Annotated in this window: 15 protein-coding genes; 10 read left to right on the forward strand and 5 right to left on the reverse strand. The window is 62.6% G+C overall.

Translation table 11 applies throughout. The annotated features are described in order from the left end of the window. Positions 1 to 13 precede the first annotated feature (13 nt). Positions 14 to 355, forward strand: a complete 342-nt coding sequence (locus tag LGQ03_RS08725; RefSeq protein WP_090158016.1) for a hypothetical protein — start codon at positions 14 to 16, stop codon at positions 353 to 355. Here LGQ03_RS08725 and LGQ03_RS08730 read toward each other — a convergent pair. Together LGQ03_RS08730 and LGQ03_RS08735 are read right to left on the reverse strand one after the other, a co-directional pair. Further along, positions 352 to 1,434, reverse strand: a complete 1,083-nt coding sequence (locus LGQ03_RS08730) for a Hint domain-containing protein (RefSeq protein WP_226748087.1) — start codon at positions 1,432 to 1,434, stop codon at positions 352 to 354. The genes LGQ03_RS08725 and LGQ03_RS08730 overlap by 4 nt on opposite strands. Next, positions 1,431 to 3,035 carry a Hint domain-containing protein gene (locus LGQ03_RS08735; RefSeq protein ID WP_226748088.1) on the reverse strand — a complete coding sequence of 535 codons (1,605 nt, stop codon included), beginning with the start codon at positions 3,033 to 3,035 and terminating at the stop codon, positions 1,431 to 1,433. The genes LGQ03_RS08730 and LGQ03_RS08735 overlap by 4 nt, the downstream gene beginning before the upstream one ends. Before the next feature lie 277 nt (positions 3,036 to 3,312). Here LGQ03_RS08735 and dapE point away from each other — a divergent pair, with 277 nt between their 5' ends. Continuing rightward, positions 3,313 to 4,461, forward strand: a complete 1,149-nt coding sequence (gene dapE, locus LGQ03_RS08740) for a succinyl-diaminopimelate desuccinylase (RefSeq protein WP_226748089.1) — start codon at positions 3,313 to 3,315, stop codon at positions 4,459 to 4,461. A gap of 91 nt (positions 4,462 to 4,552) precedes the next feature. After that, entirely contained in the window at positions 4,553 to 6,802 is a 2,250-nt protein-coding gene (gene rnr, locus LGQ03_RS08745; RefSeq protein WP_226748090.1) for a ribonuclease R, read from the forward strand. A 66-nt stretch (positions 6,803 to 6,868) separates the two neighbouring features. Here the strand turns inward: rnr and LGQ03_RS08750 are convergent, their stop codons facing one another. Further along, positions 6,869 to 7,348: a DUF1810 family protein gene (locus LGQ03_RS08750; RefSeq protein ID WP_226748091.1), complete on the reverse strand. Its 480-nt coding sequence runs from the start codon at positions 7,346 to 7,348 to the stop codon at positions 6,869 to 6,871. A 162-nt stretch (positions 7,349 to 7,510) separates the two neighbouring features. On the opposite strand from LGQ03_RS08750, the gene LGQ03_RS08755 reads away from it, so the two are divergent. From LGQ03_RS08755 to preA, 3 genes are read left to right on the forward strand one after another with little or no spacing between them, the layout of a single operon-like run. Then, entirely contained in the window at positions 7,511 to 8,833 is a 1,323-nt protein-coding gene (locus LGQ03_RS08755; RefSeq protein WP_226748092.1) for an NAD(P)-dependent oxidoreductase, read from the forward strand. Further along, the gene (locus LGQ03_RS08760) at positions 8,826 to 9,605 is read left to right on the forward strand and encodes an Fpg/Nei family DNA glycosylase (protein ID WP_226748093.1); all 780 of its coding nucleotides are present in this window, start codon (positions 8,826 to 8,828) and stop codon (positions 9,603 to 9,605) included. Before LGQ03_RS08755 ends, LGQ03_RS08760 begins: the two co-directional genes overlap by 8 nt. Before the next feature lie 17 nt (positions 9,606 to 9,622). Next, entirely contained in the window at positions 9,623 to 10,927 is a 1,305-nt protein-coding gene (preA, locus tag LGQ03_RS08765; protein ID WP_226748094.1) for an NAD-dependent dihydropyrimidine dehydrogenase subunit PreA, read from the forward strand. Positions 10,928 to 10,996: 69 nt separating this feature from the next. On the opposite strand, the gene LGQ03_RS08770 is transcribed toward preA, so the two are convergent. Next, complete coding sequence (locus LGQ03_RS08770) at positions 10,997 to 11,665, reverse strand: FAD-binding oxidoreductase (RefSeq protein WP_226748095.1); 669 nt, start codon at positions 11,663 to 11,665, stop codon at positions 10,997 to 10,999. A gap of 31 nt (positions 11,666 to 11,696) precedes the next feature. Beyond that, positions 11,697 to 12,314: a TetR family transcriptional regulator C-terminal domain-containing protein gene (locus tag LGQ03_RS08775; RefSeq protein ID WP_056030631.1), complete on the reverse strand. Its 618-nt coding sequence runs from the start codon at positions 12,312 to 12,314 to the stop codon at positions 11,697 to 11,699. 160 nt (positions 12,315 to 12,474) lie between these two features. Here LGQ03_RS08775 and LGQ03_RS08780 point away from each other — a divergent pair, with 160 nt between their 5' ends. The 4 genes from LGQ03_RS08780 (at position 12,475) to LGQ03_RS08795 (ending at position 16,730) form a co-directional block, all read left to right on the forward strand. Continuing rightward, entirely contained in the window at positions 12,475 to 13,725 is a 1,251-nt protein-coding gene (locus LGQ03_RS08780) for a Zn-dependent hydrolase (protein WP_090158006.1), read from the forward strand. 74 nt (positions 13,726 to 13,799) lie between these two features. Then, positions 13,800 to 15,254 carry a dihydropyrimidinase gene (gene hydA, locus LGQ03_RS08785; protein ID WP_226748096.1) on the forward strand — a complete coding sequence of 485 codons (1,455 nt, stop codon included), beginning with the start codon at positions 13,800 to 13,802 and terminating at the stop codon, positions 15,252 to 15,254. A gap of 86 nt (positions 15,255 to 15,340) precedes the next feature. Further along, positions 15,341 to 15,958, forward strand: coding sequence for a hypothetical protein (locus tag LGQ03_RS08790; protein WP_226748097.1), 618 nt, complete (start codon positions 15,341 to 15,343; stop codon positions 15,956 to 15,958). After that, positions 15,948 to 16,730, forward strand: coding sequence for an ABC transporter ATP-binding protein (locus tag LGQ03_RS08795; protein ID WP_226748192.1), 783 nt, complete (start codon positions 15,948 to 15,950; stop codon positions 16,728 to 16,730). The genes LGQ03_RS08790 and LGQ03_RS08795 overlap by 11 nt, the downstream gene beginning before the upstream one ends. The last annotated feature ends 33 nt before the right edge of the window (positions 16,731 to 16,763 follow it).

Consider the following 16,763-nt stretch of genomic DNA (forward strand, 5'->3'; position numbering starts at 1 on the left):
GAATGCTGCGGCCATGAATAAACGTGTACAACAAGTCTATACGCTGCTGGTCGAGGTCGGCCGGTCCAAGGATGACGGTCTGCCCAAGGACGCGACCGGGGCCGCGCTGATGTGCTATGCCAGCGGTGTGGACGAGGCAGAGGCCGTGCGCGAAACCGTTGCCATCCTGAAACAGGCGGATTTGTCACCGCTGGACGTGTCGGGCTACGGCACGCTGGATGAACGTCTGGCCGAAGGTCACGACATTCCCGACGAAGAACGTGCGCTGATGCAGCGCGCGCTGGACGAAAACAGTGTGATCGTGGCGCAGATGACGCCGTTCTACGAGGGTGACGAATCCGACGACGCCGATTAGGCGGCGCGCGATTCACACAGTGACCGCACCTCATAGTGTTTCAGGCGCAATGGCGCTGGCCCGGCGTCCTGTGGAAAGAGTTCTGTCGGCATATCCCTGAGCACGGACAATGACCGCAGGACAGGATCGGCCAGCAGTTCGCGGGCGTTCAGCGATTCGCACGCCACCCCGTGGATCTGCATCGGCACCGGGCGATCCAGTAAAACATGCCAGTAGGTTTCCAGCACTTGATCCGGTTGCAGGCGCGGTGTCAGACCTTCGAGCAGGTCACCGGCGCGCGCGACGACCGTGCGAGTGTCGAACAGGTAGTCCACGGCGGAATGGTGAAACCTGATCTGCTGACAGGCCGCACAGTCGATGTCGCGCAGCGCGCCATAGAACGGGGCCTTGACCCGCAGGGGACGGAACCGTGCGCGCGCAGGCAAGGTCACCGCACCGGTCCAGCGGACCTGTGCCATGCCACCGGTCGCCGTCTGTACCAGATCGCCGGGGCGCAGCGTCTGGATGCTGCGACGGCCTGTCTGGGTGATGACCTGAGTCTGGCCGTCCAGCGATGGCAGCGGTCCGACCGGGACCTGATCGGTCGCTATCGCGGCAAAGCGGACACCGGGGGCAAGATAGCACTGCCGGCGGTCCATCATGATGCGGCGGGCGTCGCGCAGGGTCGGCGGCAGCGGTGCATCCACCACGCGATAGGCCAACGCGCCGGTGTCGGGAAATTCGGCCGACAGGCTGGCCTGTCTGGCAGGCGCGTCCCAGTTGAAAACGATGGTGACGGACACGGCCCGTTCCTTGACCCCGGTATTCAGGCGGTACGTCCGCTGCGACCGGCCCACGCGATGCCGCAGGATCACCACGCCGTCGGGGGACAGCGCAATCGACAGCGCCGTATCCCAAGGCGTTTTTGCGGCATAGGACAGCAATGTCTGTTCGGTCAGGCTGGGCAGGATCGCACAGTCCACCATCAGCGCGCCGCGCGCCATCAGCGCGTCCAGATCGCCGGGCCGTGCCGATGGCGTGGCCAGCCCCCCTGTCTCGAACAGGGCGGTCCGTGCTTCGCGCAGGCCGATCCAGTTCAAAGGGCAGACCCGCGAAAGACACGCGCCTCGAACCGCTTGAGCGTGCGGCGGGCCGCAGGCCCATAGCCACGGCCAGAGGTCCAGTCGATCTGGGGAAACAACGTGGTGATTTCCTCCAGTGCCTCGCGGGCAAAGGCCTTTTTCATCTGGGGGCCGGGCAGAAAACTTTCGGTGGGCAGGCCTTCGGCCCAGATGACCTGGTGGCGGTCGAACATCAGATGCAGATATGTGACGTCGCCACCGGGTCTGGGACGGATCGTCAGGTCGTTGACCAGATCCTTGGCCGCGACCAGCACCTCGTCCTCGCCGAACAGCAGACTGGACAGCGGATCGCCCAGCAGGACGCGATGCTGCGGCGACAGCATCAGGGCCGCGTGTTCACCCAGCGCATTCGCGGCGATGGCAATGGGGGCCAGTGCACCCTCTGCCGCGACCGTGCGACGCCCCACCCACCGTAGGGGCTGTGCGCCGTCATCCATCGTATCGACCAGATCGCCGGGTTCCAGCGCCTCGACCGGAATGTCGCCCAGTGGCGTGCGGATCAGCGTGCCCGCGACAAAACAGGGAACCGTGTCGACCGTGACAAATCCAAGATCGCCACCCACCTCCTGGCCCAGCACGTTGGTGCTGGTGGTCTCGTAGGTGAAACTGACCTTTTCCTCGACGTTCGTGGTCAGGATGTCGACCGTGCCGTCGGCCAGCAGGGTGACCTGGTGTCCCGATGGCAGGATGACCGTGTCGCCCGGATTGACCGCAACGCCGTTGATATGGGTCACCGACAGCACGCCGCCAGTCGCATTGAGGTCATTGGCCAGCAGATCGACGTTCTGGGTGCCGCCCGGTGCGATGGTCACATCGTCCTGAATGGCGATGACCGTCGTCTGGATGCTGTCGCCCGCGATCAGCAGGTTGGAATCGTAGTTGCTGTCAGACGCGTCGGCGATGCCTAGCTTGATCGTGTTCACCTGGCCCGTGTTGACCGGGATCGTCAGCGTCATGCTGACGGTGAAACCATCCATTTCGGTGTTGTATTGATCGCCCGTGTTGTCCTTGTAGAGGTTGATGTTCTCGGTGTCGTTGATTTCCGTCACGGACGCAGCACTTTGCGTCACCGACAGGGGGATGTGCGTGCCGTTGACCCACACACCGACCACGTCGTTATAGATCGACGACGCGTATTCCGGGTATTCGTCCGACGCAAAGACGAACTTGATCGACATGACATTGCCGGTGGGGATGAAATTGACCGTCAGGAACGATGCATCGAATGTCCGCTGGCCTGAAATGGCCTCGAAATCCGCGTTGCCGTTCTGGCCGCCCGAGTTGGTCGATGTGTTGGTGCTGAGGTTCGGATCGCCCGACCAGTTCCCCCAGCCCTGGGAATTGGTGAAATCCGATGCGCGCCCCGTGGACAGGATGACGCCCGTATCGCCAGGCACCACGCCGGGGCTGGTGCTGTCACCGCCCGAATAGGTCGCCGAAGAATAGCTCGATCCAGAATAGGACGCGCCCACCACGATCACGCCGTCGCCAAAGATCGTCTGCGCCATTTGTGCCGCAGACGCGTTCTGGTTCATCGAAAGTTCCGATGCCGTCGCCATTTAAATGCCCCTTGCCGCAACAGCCCGGGGTCAGCGCAAACGCTTGCACAGGATCGTTGTCCCGTGTTTCGCTATATCTTGTGGTGCCTGCTCGCACTCACACCCACATTGGGGTTTGCCCTGCCTCGGGTCATTTATTCCCTTGAAGATGCACGACAAATTTCTCTGTGTCATTGAATAATCGCGCGTCGTTGCGTTCGCGTGGCGCATCGGCCACAGCATTTGCATCCTGCCGGGCAGCACGCTACCGCTGGTCCCATAGCAACAGAGGCGCGCCATGACTGACCCGATCGATCCCGTTGACCTGACAGCGCAACTGGTGCGCTGCGCCTCTGTGACACCGACCGAGGGCGGCGCGCTGCTGTTGCTGGAGGATCTTTTGTCAGGGGCCGGATTTGACTGCACGCGCGTGGACCGCGGTGGCGTCAGCAACCTTTATGCGCGCTGGGGGCGCAAGGGGGCCAATCGCAGTTTCGGGTTCAACGGGCACACGGATGTGGTGCCCATCGGCAATCCTGACGACTGGAGCGTCGATCCCTTTGGCGCTGTCATCAAGGACGGTTTTCTGTGGGGGCGTGGTGCAACGGACATGAAATCAGGCGTCGCGGCCTTTGCGGCGGCCGCCTGTGACTTCGTGCGCGACACGCCACCGGACGGGGCGGTGATCCTCGCAATCACCGGTGACGAAGAAGGCGACGCGCTCGACGGCACCACCGCGCTGCTGGACTGGATGGCGCAGAACGGCGAGGCGATGACCGATTGCCTGGTGGGTGAACCGACCAGCCCGAACCATATGGGCGAGGCGATGAAGATCGGGCGGCGCGGGTCGATGACGGCCTGGATCACCTTTACCGGCGAACAAGGCCATTCCGCCTACCCGCACCGGGCGAAAAACCCGTTGCCGGCGATGGCGCGGCTGATGGACCGGCTGGCGTCCGAACCGCTGGATCAGGGCAGCGCTCATTTCGACGCCTCGACGCTGGCCATCGTGACGATGGACACGGGCAATCCAGCGACCAACGTGATCCCGGCGTCCTGCCGTGGCACGGTGAACATCCGTTTCAACGATCACCACAGTGGCGCATCGGTAACGGACTGGTTGCAGGCCCATGCCGACGCCGTCGCGGCGGACACCGGCATCGCCATCACCATGAAGATCAAGGTCAGCGGCGAAAGTTTCCTGACACCGCCCGGTCCGTTGTCCGACCTGATCGGCACCGCCGTGCAGGCCGAACTCGGGGTCATGCCCGAACTTTCGACCTCCGGCGGCACCTCTGACGCGCGGTTCATGAAAAACCACTGCCCTGTCGTCGAATTCGGCCTCGTCGGTAAAACCATGCACCAGGTCGACGAAAAGGTGCCTGTGCAGGATATCCAGACGCTCAAGGCAATCTATGGCCGCGTCCTGCGCGACTACTTCGCCTGACGGCTTCTTCTGGTCAAAAATATTCCGGGGTCCGGGGCAGCGCCCCGGTCCGCCATTTGCAACCGGCAGGCCGCCGCACTAGGTGCTGTGCATGAAACAGATCCCTTCCAAACGCGACGTGCTGGCCTTTTTGGCCGACAACCCGACGCAGACATCGAAACGCGATATTGCCCGTGCCTTTGGCATCAAGGGTGCTGCGCGCGTCGACCTCAAGGCGCTCTTGCGCGAAATGGAGGCCGAGGGCACCCTGACCAAACGCAGGGCCAGCTACCGCGAGCCGGGCAAACTGCCCCCCGTCAGCGTGATCGAGGTCACGGGTTCTGATGCCGACGGCGATCTGCTGGCGCGCCCACTGGAATGGGCCGAGGACACGGACCCGCCCGTCATCCTGCTGGCGCTGCGCGCCTCTGACCCCGCGCTTGGGTCTGGTGATCGCCTGCTTGCGCGACTGACCGCCACACCGGGCGAGGCACATGCCTATCAGGGGCGCATGATCCGTCGGATCGGGACGAACCCGCAGCGTATCCTCGGGGTGTTCCGCGCCGCGTCAGAGGGCGGCCGCGTCATGCCCATCGACAAGGGGTCGGACAAGCAATGGACAATCGCCGCCGGTGCGACCAACGGTGCCCGTGACGGCGAACTGGTCGAGGCCGAACAGACCGGGCCCAAGGGCCGGATGGGTCTGCCCAAGGCGCGCATCCTGACCCGGTTGGGCGACCCGACTAGCGCGCGGGCGGTCAGTCTGATCGCGATCCACCAGCATGGCATCCCGGACCACTTCCCGGACGAGGTGGTGGCGCAGGCCGATGCCGCGAAACCGGCATCGATGAACAAACGCAAGGACCTGCGTGACTTGCCGCTGCTGACCATTGACCCGGCAGACGCCCGCGATCGCGACGATGCGGTGCTTGTGCAGCGTGACGGCGATGGCTTCGTCATCTGGGTCGCGATTGCCGATGTGGCGCATTATGTCACATCCGGCAGTGCGCTGGATGTCGAGGCGCGCAAACGCGGCAATTCCACCTATTTCCCCGACCGCGTCGTGCCGATGCTGCCCGACACGCTGTCGGGTGATCTGTGTTCCCTGCATGAACACGTCGACCGTGCCTGTCTTGCGGTCGAGATGCATATTGACGCGGACGGCACCAAGATCAGCCATCAGTTCCATCGTGGCATGATGCGGTCGGTGGCCTCGCTGTCGTATGAACAGGCGCAGGCCGCGCGCGACGGCAGCCCCGACGCCCAGACCGCCCCGTTGGTCGATGATGTGATCGCGCCGCTGTATGACGCCTATGACGCGCTCAGGCGGGCACGCGAGACGCGCCAGCCGCTGGACCTGGACCTGCCCGAACGACGGATCGAACTGGATGACGACGGCAAGGTGACGGCGGTCAACCACAAGGAACGCATGGATGCACATCGCCTGATCGAGGAATTCATGGTGCTGGCGAACGTCTGCGCCGCCGAAACCCTGATCGCGAAAAAGACCCCCCTGCTATTCCGCGTCCACGAGGAACCCAGCCCCGAAAAGCTCGATGCACTGCGCGAAGTGGCCGACAGCGCCGGCCTCACGCTGGCCAAGGGGCAGGTGCTGCGCACGGCCACGTTGAACCGCCTGCTGGCCGCCGCGGCAGGCACCGACAGTGCTGAACTGATCAACATCGCGACGCTGCGGTCGATGACGCAGGCCTATTATCATCCGGAAAACTTTGGCCACTTTGGCCTCGCGCTGCGGGCCTATGCGCATTTCACCTCTCCGATCCGGCGCTATTCCGATCTGATCGTGCACCGCGCGCTGATTACTGCACATGGCTGGGGCAAGGACGGGCTCAGCCCTTGGGACATCGAACATCTGGACGCGACCGCCAAGGCGATTTCTGACACCGAACGCCGGTCGATGACGGCAGAGCGTGATACCACGGACCGCTATCTTGCGGCCTTTCTGGCGGACCGGGTCGGGACCGAGATCGGCGGGCGTATTGCCGGGATCGCGCGATTTGGCGTCTTTGTGAAACTGGATGGCACCGGCGCGGATGCGATGATCCCCATGCGCAATCTGGGGGCGGAATATTTCCACTATGACGCGGAAACCCAGACGCTGATGGGATCGGACAGCGGCACGGTCATCGGGCTGGGTCAGCGCGCAACCGTGCGCCTGACCGAGGCTGTCCCCACCACGGGTGGACTGCTGGCCGACCTGATCGAACTGGATGGTGCGACCCTGCCGCGCGGCCCGTCAAAGGGGCGCAGCAAACCGGGCAAACGCCGCGTCGGCCCGGCCAAGGCCAAAGCGGCCAAGACTGCACGCAAGGTGTCCCGCATCCGCAAGGCGAAACGCTAACCCTTCGCTGTTTTCGAAATATCCCGGGGGGAGGCCGCAGGCCGGGGGGCTGGCCCCCCAGCACCCTCAGAACAGGGCAGGCGGCGGTTCACGCAGCAGGCGTTGCGTCTTGGTGCAGCGTTGACCGGCGAACAGATCGTCCAAGGCCTTTGCATAAATCGGGTCCTGCGGGACGGCGGCTTCGAATAATGTGGCGCAGGCGCGCACCTTGTAGGCGTTTTCGTCGGCCATGGTATCGGACAAGGGGCGGTCATTCTCCGTCAGCTTGCGCAGGCATGTGACCAATCGTGGACCCAGGACCGGGTGCCGGGCAAATTCGCTGGCCTCTGCCGCGTCCCGCAGGGAATAGAACATCGCCATGGGTGCATCGTCTATGCCTGTCAGCACCGGAAAGACGAACCAGACCCAGTTACCCGTCGCGCGACCTGCCGCCAGGTCCGACATCACCGTGTCCCAGACGCTGTCCTGTGCATCGGTAAAGTGGTCGAACTCGTCTTCGTCGTCCTCGAAATCGTCGTCGATCGGCGTATCGTCCATAGCAAACATGCGTCCCTGGCCACTGGACCTGCATCATTGCGGATCGGATCGGGATGCGCCAGTGCCAGAGCGCCGGCTAGGGCAAGTTCACAAGCTGCCTAAAATTTACCATTTGATAAAAAATAAAACCGTGCAAAGCTGATGGTGATCCAGACAACGACCGAGGCCGCCATGACATCACCCACTGCCCCCGGAATCGCCGCAGGCCGCCTGAGCGCGGATGCGCTGGCCGAAGCCTTTGCCGACCTGCACGCGCCGCTTGACCCGCACGAGGTGCTGGTCGCCGCCGACCGCTGCTATTTCTGCCATGACGCGCCCTGCGTGACCGCCTGCCCCACGGACATCGATATCCCGTTGTTCATCCGCCAGATTTCCACCGGTACGCCAGAGGCAGCGGCACGGACCATCTTTGACGCCAATATTCTGGGCGGCATGTGCGCCCGTGTCTGCCCGACCGAGGACCTGTGCGAAGGTGCCTGCGTGCGCGAGCTGGCCGAGGGCAAACCGGTCGAGATCGGTCGTCTGCAACGCCATGCCACCGATACGCTGATGGCGCGGAAAGGTCATCCGTTCACCCGTGCCCCTGAAACGGGCAAGCGCGTGGCCGTCGTCGGCGCAGGTCCGGCGGGCCTGTCCTGTGCGCACCGTCTGGCGATGCTGGGCCATGACGTGACGCTGTATGACGCACGCCCCAAACCGGGTGGTCTGAACGAATACGGGATCGCGGCCTACAAGAGCACCGATGATTTCGCCGCCCGCGAGGCCGCGTGGCTGATGCAGATCGGTGGGATCACGCTAGAAACCGGCCGTGCGCTGGGCGCGGAACTGACGCTGGACAACCTCTCGGCCGATTTTGACGCCGTCTTTCTGGGGGTTGGTCTGGGCGGTGTGAATGCCCTCGGCGCAGACGGTGACGACAATGACAGCGTGACGGATGCCGTCAGTTTCATCGCGGAATTGCGGCAGGCGACGGACCTGACCCAACTGCCCGTCGGACGGCATGTCGTCGTCATCGGCGGCGGTATGACGGCCGTGGACGCGGCCGTGCAATCCAAGCTGCTGGGGGCAGAGGCCGTAACCATTGCCTATCGCCGCGACCGCGACCGGATGGGGGCCAGCCGCTATGAACAGGATCTGGCCGCCAGCCACGGCGTGCGGATCATGTTCAATGTCCAGCCGCACGCGATCCACGATGGTGAAATCGCGCTGGAATATACCGCAGACGATGGCACCGGCCTGAAAGGGACGGGCGAGACCATTCGCATTCCCGCAGACCAGGTGTTCCGTGCCATCGGTCAGACGTTGACCACAGACGGTGGCCTGATGATCGAGGACCGCAAGATCAAGGTGACGGGTGCCGGCCGTACCACACGGATGGGCGTCTGGGCGGGGGGCGATTGTGCACAGGGTGGCGATGATCTGACCGTGACGGCCGTCGCCCAAGGGCGCGATGCGGCGATGGACATTCACAGCGCCCTGGTCGGCGATGCCTGAACTGCCCGAAGCCGATGCCGCGCGTCGCCGGATCGCGGACCACTGTCTGCACCGCACGATCGAGGGGTTCACGATCGGTGAGGTGTCGCATGTGGACCTGCCGCCAACAGATCAGCTGGACCGGTTCATCGGCACACAGCTGACGCGCACGCATCGGCATGGAAAATACATCTTTGCGGGGTCTGTGGATGGGCCCTGGATGCATATCCATCTGGGCATGGCGGGCAGTTTGCGGGTCTGGGACGACGGCGGCGATGTGCCCGATTACGCCCGATTGACCGTGAATTTCGAGGGCGGTCGCCGCCTGACGTTTCGTGATCCACGCAAGTTCGGGCACGTGCAGATGGTCGCGGACGTTGACCAGTTCGTTGCCGACAAGGGGCTCGGTCCAGATGCGATGCAGATTGGCGACAATGCCTTTGCCAATGTGATCGGCGGCACGCGGGGTGCTGTGAAATCTGCGCTTCTGGATCAGGGCAAGCTGGCGGGGATCGGCAACCTTTGGGCGGACGAATCGCTCTATCGCACTGGCATCATGCCGGACGCCAAGGCGAGCGATCTGCCCGCCGAGCAGATCGCAGCACTGCATACGACGGTGCAGGACGTGATGGGCACCGTGATGGACAAGAACGCGGATTACAGCCAGCTGCCCCGCGACTGGCTGATCCACAACCGCACCGATGGTGCCGATTGCACGCGATGCGACGGCACCATCACCAAGATGACCGTCGGCGGGCGCACATCCTACCATTGCCCCGCTCACCAGACTTAACGACGATAGGATACACCATGGCTGACCTGACCACTGATTTCCTCGGCATCAAGAGCCCGAACCCCTTCTGGCTGGCCTCGGCACCGCCCACGGACAAGGAATACAACGTCCGCCGCGCCTTCGAGGCGGGCTGGGGTGGCGTCGTGTGGAAAACCTTGGGGGCCGAAGGGCCGCCCGTCGTCAATGTCAACGGGCCGCGCTATGGCGTGATCTACGGCGCTGACCGCCGCGTGCTGGGGATCAACAACATCGAGCTGATCACCGACCGCCCGCTAGAGGTCAATCTCGAGGAAATGGCGCGGGTCAAGGCAGACTACCCCGACCGCGCGATGATCGCGTCGATCATGGTCCCCTGCGAGGAACAGGCATGGAAAGACATCCTGCCACGGGTTCAGGAAACCAACGCCGACGGGATCGAGCTGAACTTTGGCTGCCCGCACGGGATGGCCGAACGCGGCATGGGATCGGCCGTGGGTCAGGTGCCGGAATATATCGAAATGGTCGTGCGCTGGTGCAAGAAATACTATGACCGGCCCGTCATCGTGAAATTGACGCCGAACATCACGGATATCCGCAAACCCGCGCAGGCGGCGAAAAACGGTGGGGCGGATGCGGTCAGCCTGATCAACACGATCAACTCGATCACATCCGTGAACCTCGACGCGATGTCACCCGAGCCCATGATCGACGGCAAGGGCACACACGGCGGTTATTGCGGCCCGGCGGTCAAACCCATCGCGATGAACATGGTGGCCGAAATCGCCCGCGATCCCGCGACCCGTGGTCTGCCCATTTCGGGCATCGGCGGCGTGTCGACATGGCGCGATGCGGCTGAATTCATGGCGCTCGGTTGCGGCAACGTGCAGGTCTGCACCGCCGTCATGACCTACGGGTTCAAGATCGTTTCGGAAATGAAATCGGGCCTGTCCCAGTGGATGGACGAAAAGGGCTATACCTCGACCGCCGATTTCGTGGGTCGCGCCGTGCCCAACGTCACCGACTGGCAGTACCTGAACCTGAACTACGTCGCCAAGGCAAAGATCGACCAGGACAAATGCATCTCTTGCGGGCGTTGCTATGCCGCCTGCGAGGATACCAGCCATCAGGCCATCGCCATGTCAGAGGACCGCACCTTCAGCGTGATCGACGCCGAATGCGTGGCCTGCAACCTGTGCGTCGATGTCTGCCCGGTCGCGGACTGCATCACGATGGAGGCGATGATCCCCGGCACGATTGATCCGCGCACCGGCAAAGAGGTCCAAGAGGATTATGCCAACTGGACCACGCATCCCAACAACCCCGGTGCGGTTGCAGCAGAATAAGGCCCGGCCCTTCTTCTGGTGTCAAATATCCCGGGGGTCCGGGTGCAGCGCCCCCGGTCCCGTCCGGAATCACCAGCCGTTTTCGGTAATGATCTTGTCCTCTGGCACGCCCATCTCCTTGAGGGCGTCACGGATGTCGTCGACGAATTCACCCGGCCCGCAGACGTAGCAGGGCTTGTCCGTAGCGATGCCGATGTCAGACAGCATCGCGCGGTCCAGTTGGCCCTTGCGGTGGGCCGTATCGTCCTGATCCGAAATCACGTAGGTCGGCGTCACGCCCGCCATCTGATCCCACGTATCCTTCATGATGATGTCGCGGTCATGGGTATTGGCAAAGATCAGGTGATCGCCGCCCACGCCTTCGCGGGCGTGTTTGTTCAGGATCGCGATGAATGGCGTGATCCCCGCACCGGCGGCCAGAAAGGTGCCGCAACCGTGGTCGGTGATGGCACCGGCCGGATCCTCGGCCAGCCAGCGGTCGCCGGGTTGGATATCGGGGACCAGCTCGGTGACGCCGTCGTGGGATGGATAGGACTTGATCACGAATTCCACATGTTTGGCGTCGGGATCGCTGACCATCGTGAACGCGCGGTCCTCGTCGCGCCAGCCATCCTTGTCCAGGGCCATGTGGGTTGCCTGACCTGCTTCGAATCGAAAGCTGTCGGGTTTGCTGCAAATCAGCCGATAGGTATCGTGGGTCACTTGTTCGATCTTCTGGACGGTCAGCGTATGTGTCATGTCGTTCTCCTTGGTTGCAAGGAAAACGGATCTAACGGGCGCGTGGTTCCAAAAGACTGCGATAGAGTTGATCGAGAAAGCATTCCGCGCCGGGAAACGGGTCCTCTTCGTCCAGCACGGCGCGGATCTGCACGTCGAAATCGGCGTAGTGCTGGGTCAGCGACCAGATCGAGAAAATCAGGTGCACCGGGTCGGTGCGGCGGATCAGGCCCGCGTCCATCCAGTTTTGCAGCACCTCTGCGCGGTCGTCGACCAGCGCCTTGAGGTCTGTTTTCAAAAGGTCGCGCACCATCGGCGCACCTTGCAGAATCTCGTTGGCAAACAGGCGACTTTCGCGCGGAAAATCGCGGCTGAGGGCCAGTTTGCGCTGCGCATACCCCAGGATTTCCGTGATCGGATCGCCCGTCGGGTCAAGCGCGCGCAAAGGGTCCAGCCATGTGTCCAGCAGCGCGTCCAGCAGGGCGGTATAGATCGCCTCCTTGGACGGAAAATAATACAGCAGGTTGGGTTTCGACAGACCTGCCTCGCGCGCGATCTGATCGAGTGTTGCCCCGCGAAAACCGTTTGCGGAAAACACCTCCAGCCCGGCGGTCAGGATCACCTTGCGGTTGCGGATCTGGATGCGGGTCTTGGGCGCTGCGTCGTCCATCGGTTCTCCTGCTGCCGCTTTTTCGGGCGGTGCTGCCTGCGTGCTGTGCCGTCGCACTGGCTGCGCGGGATTGTCGCGGCGCAGGCTTGACGGATTCAGGTCCCGTGGTAGCGTGAGTTTGACCAAGCGGTCAAATCATGAATGACGAGGGATATCGAACATGGCGGCACCGGGGGAAAATCTGCGGATCGACGGGGACCGCCTGTGGGACAGTCTGATGGACATGGCCCGGATCGGCCCCGGCGTCGCGGGTGGCAACAACCGCCAGACCCTGACGGATGAGGATAGCGAAGGCCGTCACCTGTTTGCCGCGTGGTGCAAGGACGCGGGCATGACCATGGGTGTCGACGAGATCGGCAACATGTTTGCGCGGCGCGAGGGCACCGACCCCGACGCGCTGCCGGTCTATGTCGGCAGTCATCTGGATACCCAGCCCACGGGGGGCAAATACGACGGCGTTCTGGGCGTTCTGGGCGGGCTGGAACTGATCCGCACGATGAACGACCTGGATATCAAGACCAAACACCCGATTGTCGTCGTGAACTGGACGAACGAGGAAGGCACACGCTTTGCGCCCGCGATGCTGGCGTCGGGTGTGTTCGCTGGAAAGCATGACCTGGACTGGGCGAATGACCGGGTCGATGCGCAGGGCAAACGCTTTGGCGATGAACTGGAACGCATCGGCTGGAAAGGCGATGAACCCGTCGGTGATCGCAAGATGCACGCGTTGTTCGAACTGCATATCGAACAGGGTCCGATCCTCGAGGCCGAGGGCAAGGATATCGGCGTCGTCACCCACGGGCAGGGGCTGCGCTGGATCGAATGCACGGTGACGGGCAAGGAAAGTCATACCGGTTCGACGCCGATGTCGATGCGTAAGAACGCGGGACGGGGCCTCGCGCTGATTACGGAACTGGTCCATGAGATCGCGATGAAAAATCAGCCCAATGCGGTGGGGGCCATCGGTCATATCGACGTCTACCCAAACAGCCGCAACATCATCCCCGGCAAGGTGGTGTTCACCATCGATATGCGGACGCATTTGCTGGACAAGCTGAACGGCATGGTCGACGAATTGATGGCAAGGGCCCCGGCGCTGTGCGCTGATATCGAGGTCGAATTCAGCGCCGAAATCGTTGGTCAGTTCGATCCGCCTGCATTCGATGAGGGCTGTGTGGCGGCGGTGCGTCAAGCTGCCGAACGGCTGGGCTATTCCCATATGGATATCGTCAGTGGTGCGGGTCACGACGCCTGCTGGATCAACGACCTGTACCCGACCGCGATGGTGATGTGTCCTTGCGTCGACGGGCTGAGCCACAACGAAGCCGAAGAGATCACCAAGGACTGGGCCAAGGCCGGGGCGGACGTGCTGCTGCATGCGGTGCTCGAGACGGCAGAGGTGGTGTCGTAGGGGCTCTGCCCCCGGCTGCGCCTCCCCCGGGATATTTTTGACCAGAAGAAGTTTGACCATAAAGGACCACGCCCATGAGCAAAGTCATCAAGAACGGCACGATTGTCACCGCTGATCTGACCTACAAGGCGGATGTGCTGATCGAGGGCGGTGTGATCACCCAGATCGGTCCTGACCTGACGGGGGACGAGGTTCTGGACGCGACCGGCTGCTATGTCATGCCGGGCGGGATCGATCCGCATACGCATCTGGAGATGCCGTTCATGGGGACCTATTCCACCGATGATTTCGAGAGCGGGACACGGGCGGCGCTCTCGGGTGGGACGACGATGGTCGTGGATTTTGCCTTGCCCTCGCCCGGTCAGGGGCTGCTGGATGCGCTGCAGATGTGGGACAACAAGTCGGGACGTGCCGCCTGTGATTATTCGTTCCACATGGCGGTAACCTGGTGGGGTGAGCAGGTGTTCGACGAGATGGAAACCGTGGTGCGGGATCGCGGCATCAATACCTTCAAGCATTTCATGGCCTACAAGGGCGCGCTGATGGTGAACGATGACGAGCTCTATGCATCGTTCAACCGGTTGTCGGAGCTGGGCGGAATCGCGATGGTTCACGCCGAAAACGGTGATGTCGTGGCGGAACTGTCCGCCAAGCTGCTGGCGGCGGGGAACACGGGGCCAGAGGCGCATGCCTATTCGCGCCCGCCCCAGGTCGAAGGTGAGGCCACGAACCGCGCGATCATGATTGCCGATATGGCCGGCGTGCCGCTGTACGTGGTGCATACCTCTTGCGAAGACAGCCACGAGGCGATCCGGCGCGCGCGGATGCAGGGCAAGCGCGTTTGGGGCGAGCCGCTGATCCAGCATCTGACGCTGGACGAATCCGAGTATTTCAACGCCGATTGGGACCATGCCGCGCGGCGGGTCATGTCGCCGCCGTTCCGTAACAAGCAGCATCAGGACAGCCTGTGGGCGGGTCTGCAGAGCGGGTCGTTGTCGGTTGTGGCGACGGATCACTGCGCCTTTACCACCGAACAGAAACGCTATGGCGTGGGTGATTTCACCAAGATCCCGAACGGGACCGGGGGGCTTGAGGACAGGATGCCGATGCTGTGGACCTACGGCGTGAACACCGGGCGGCTAACGATGAATGAATTTGTTGCGGTGACGTCGACCAATATCGCCAAGATCCTGAACTGCTATCCGAAAAAGGGTGCCGTGCTGGTGGGGGCAGACGCCGATCTGGTGGTCTGGGACCCGGAGAAGGAAAAGACCATTACCGCCGAAAGCCAGGTCAGTGCGATTGATTACAACGTGTTCGAGGGCAAGCACGTGAAGGGCCTGCCACGGTTCACCCTGACGCGCGGCCATGTTGCCGTGCACGACGGCGAGATGCGCGCGCAGGAAGGCCACGGAAAATTCGTCAAGCGCGCCCCCAACGGGTCGGTGAACAAGGCGCTGTCGTCCTGGAAGGAGCTGACAGCACCGCGTCCGGTGGAGCGGTCCGGCATTCCGGCGACGGGGGTCTGAGTGTGAGGTCCTCGAGGGAGGCAAACACTTCTGTCTCCGTGCCTGCGCAAAATGCAATTGTCCCCAGCAAGGAAAGACCGGGGCTGGTGCACAAGCTCGACGATATTCTGGTCGGGGACTATGTGCCTGGCCGAAAAGCGCGGCGCTATGGATCAATCCTGCTTTTGTTGTTTGCAGTTGGGTGCGGGGTGGCGACCTATACAAAAGATCGGCTGATCGGAAGCACCGACGTTTCGATCAGGCCCGACATGGTATCGACGATCATTGCGGCGTGTCTTATTTCCTCGTTGTATATCAGGCGGATCGTGCCGAGGTCCGCCAGTGTCTTCTCGCTTTTGTCCTTCGGACTGAACCTGACGGTCACTGCAATTTTTATTCAGGCAATCCTTGGGGCCGCGTCTTCAAGCTGGATCAGCGTGCCGATGCCTTTCATCGTCGGCGCCGCCCTCGGCTTGACCTGGTTGGGAATTCGTCCGCTTGCACCGTTGGGCTGGGGGTTGGTTCTGTTGTTCGGGTTCTGGAACCTTCAGGCCGCGAGCGATGCAATGGGGATCTGGGGCTACCTGTTTGCGATGTCGGCTTTTGCCGGGATCATTCTTCAATTTGATTTCAAGGTCGACGAGGTCTTGAACGAAATCCGATACGACTTTGTCGGCGGCGCTTCGGGACAGAGTATTGAGCAAGCCGAGGTGAATCGTGAATGATATCGTCATATCTGCCAATTCCCTCGATCTGACGTTCAAGACCAATGACGGGCCGGTCCATGCGCTGAAGGATGTCAGTCTGGACATCAACAAGGGGGATTTTGTCAGTTTCATCGGGCCTTCGGGGTGTGGCAAGACGACGTTCCTGCGGTGTATCGCGGGGCTGGAAAAACCGACGGGCGGCACGCTGCGTGTCAACGGGATGACTCCGGACGAAGCGCGGCGGGCGCGGGCCTATGGTTATGTGTTTCAGGCGGCGGGGCTGTATCCCTGGCGGACCATCGGCGGGAACGTGAAACTGCCGCTGGAGATCATGGGATATTCCAAGGCCGAACAGGCGGAGCGTGTGAACCGCGTGCTGGAGCTGGTCGATCTGGCCGGGTTTGCGCGAAAGTATCCCTGGCAATTGTCGGGCGGGATGCAGCAGCGGGCGAGCATCGCACGGGCGCTGGCCTTTGATGCGGATATCCTGCTGATGGACGAGCCGTTCGGGGCGCTGGACGAGATCGTGCGCGATCATCTGAACGAGCAGCTGTTGCAGCTGTGGGCGCGGACGGAAAAGACCATCGGTTTCGTCACCCATTCGATTCCAGAGGCGGTGTATCTGTCGACCAAGATCGTCGTGATGTCGCCCCGCCCCGGCCGGATCGCGGATGTGATCGAGAGCACGCTGCCGCGCGAGCGCCCCTTGGATATTCGTGACAGCCCTGAATTCATCGCGATTGCGCACCGGGTGCGGGATGGTTTGCGCGCGGGGCATGCGGATGATTGAGCGTGGCGCTGATTGTGGGGGCGGGTGCCTCCG

This window comes from Loktanella gaetbuli (assembly GCF_020531945.1).
In the GTDB taxonomy this organism is placed as follows: Bacteria; Pseudomonadota; Alphaproteobacteria; order Rhodobacterales; family Rhodobacteraceae; genus Loktanella; species Loktanella gaetbuli.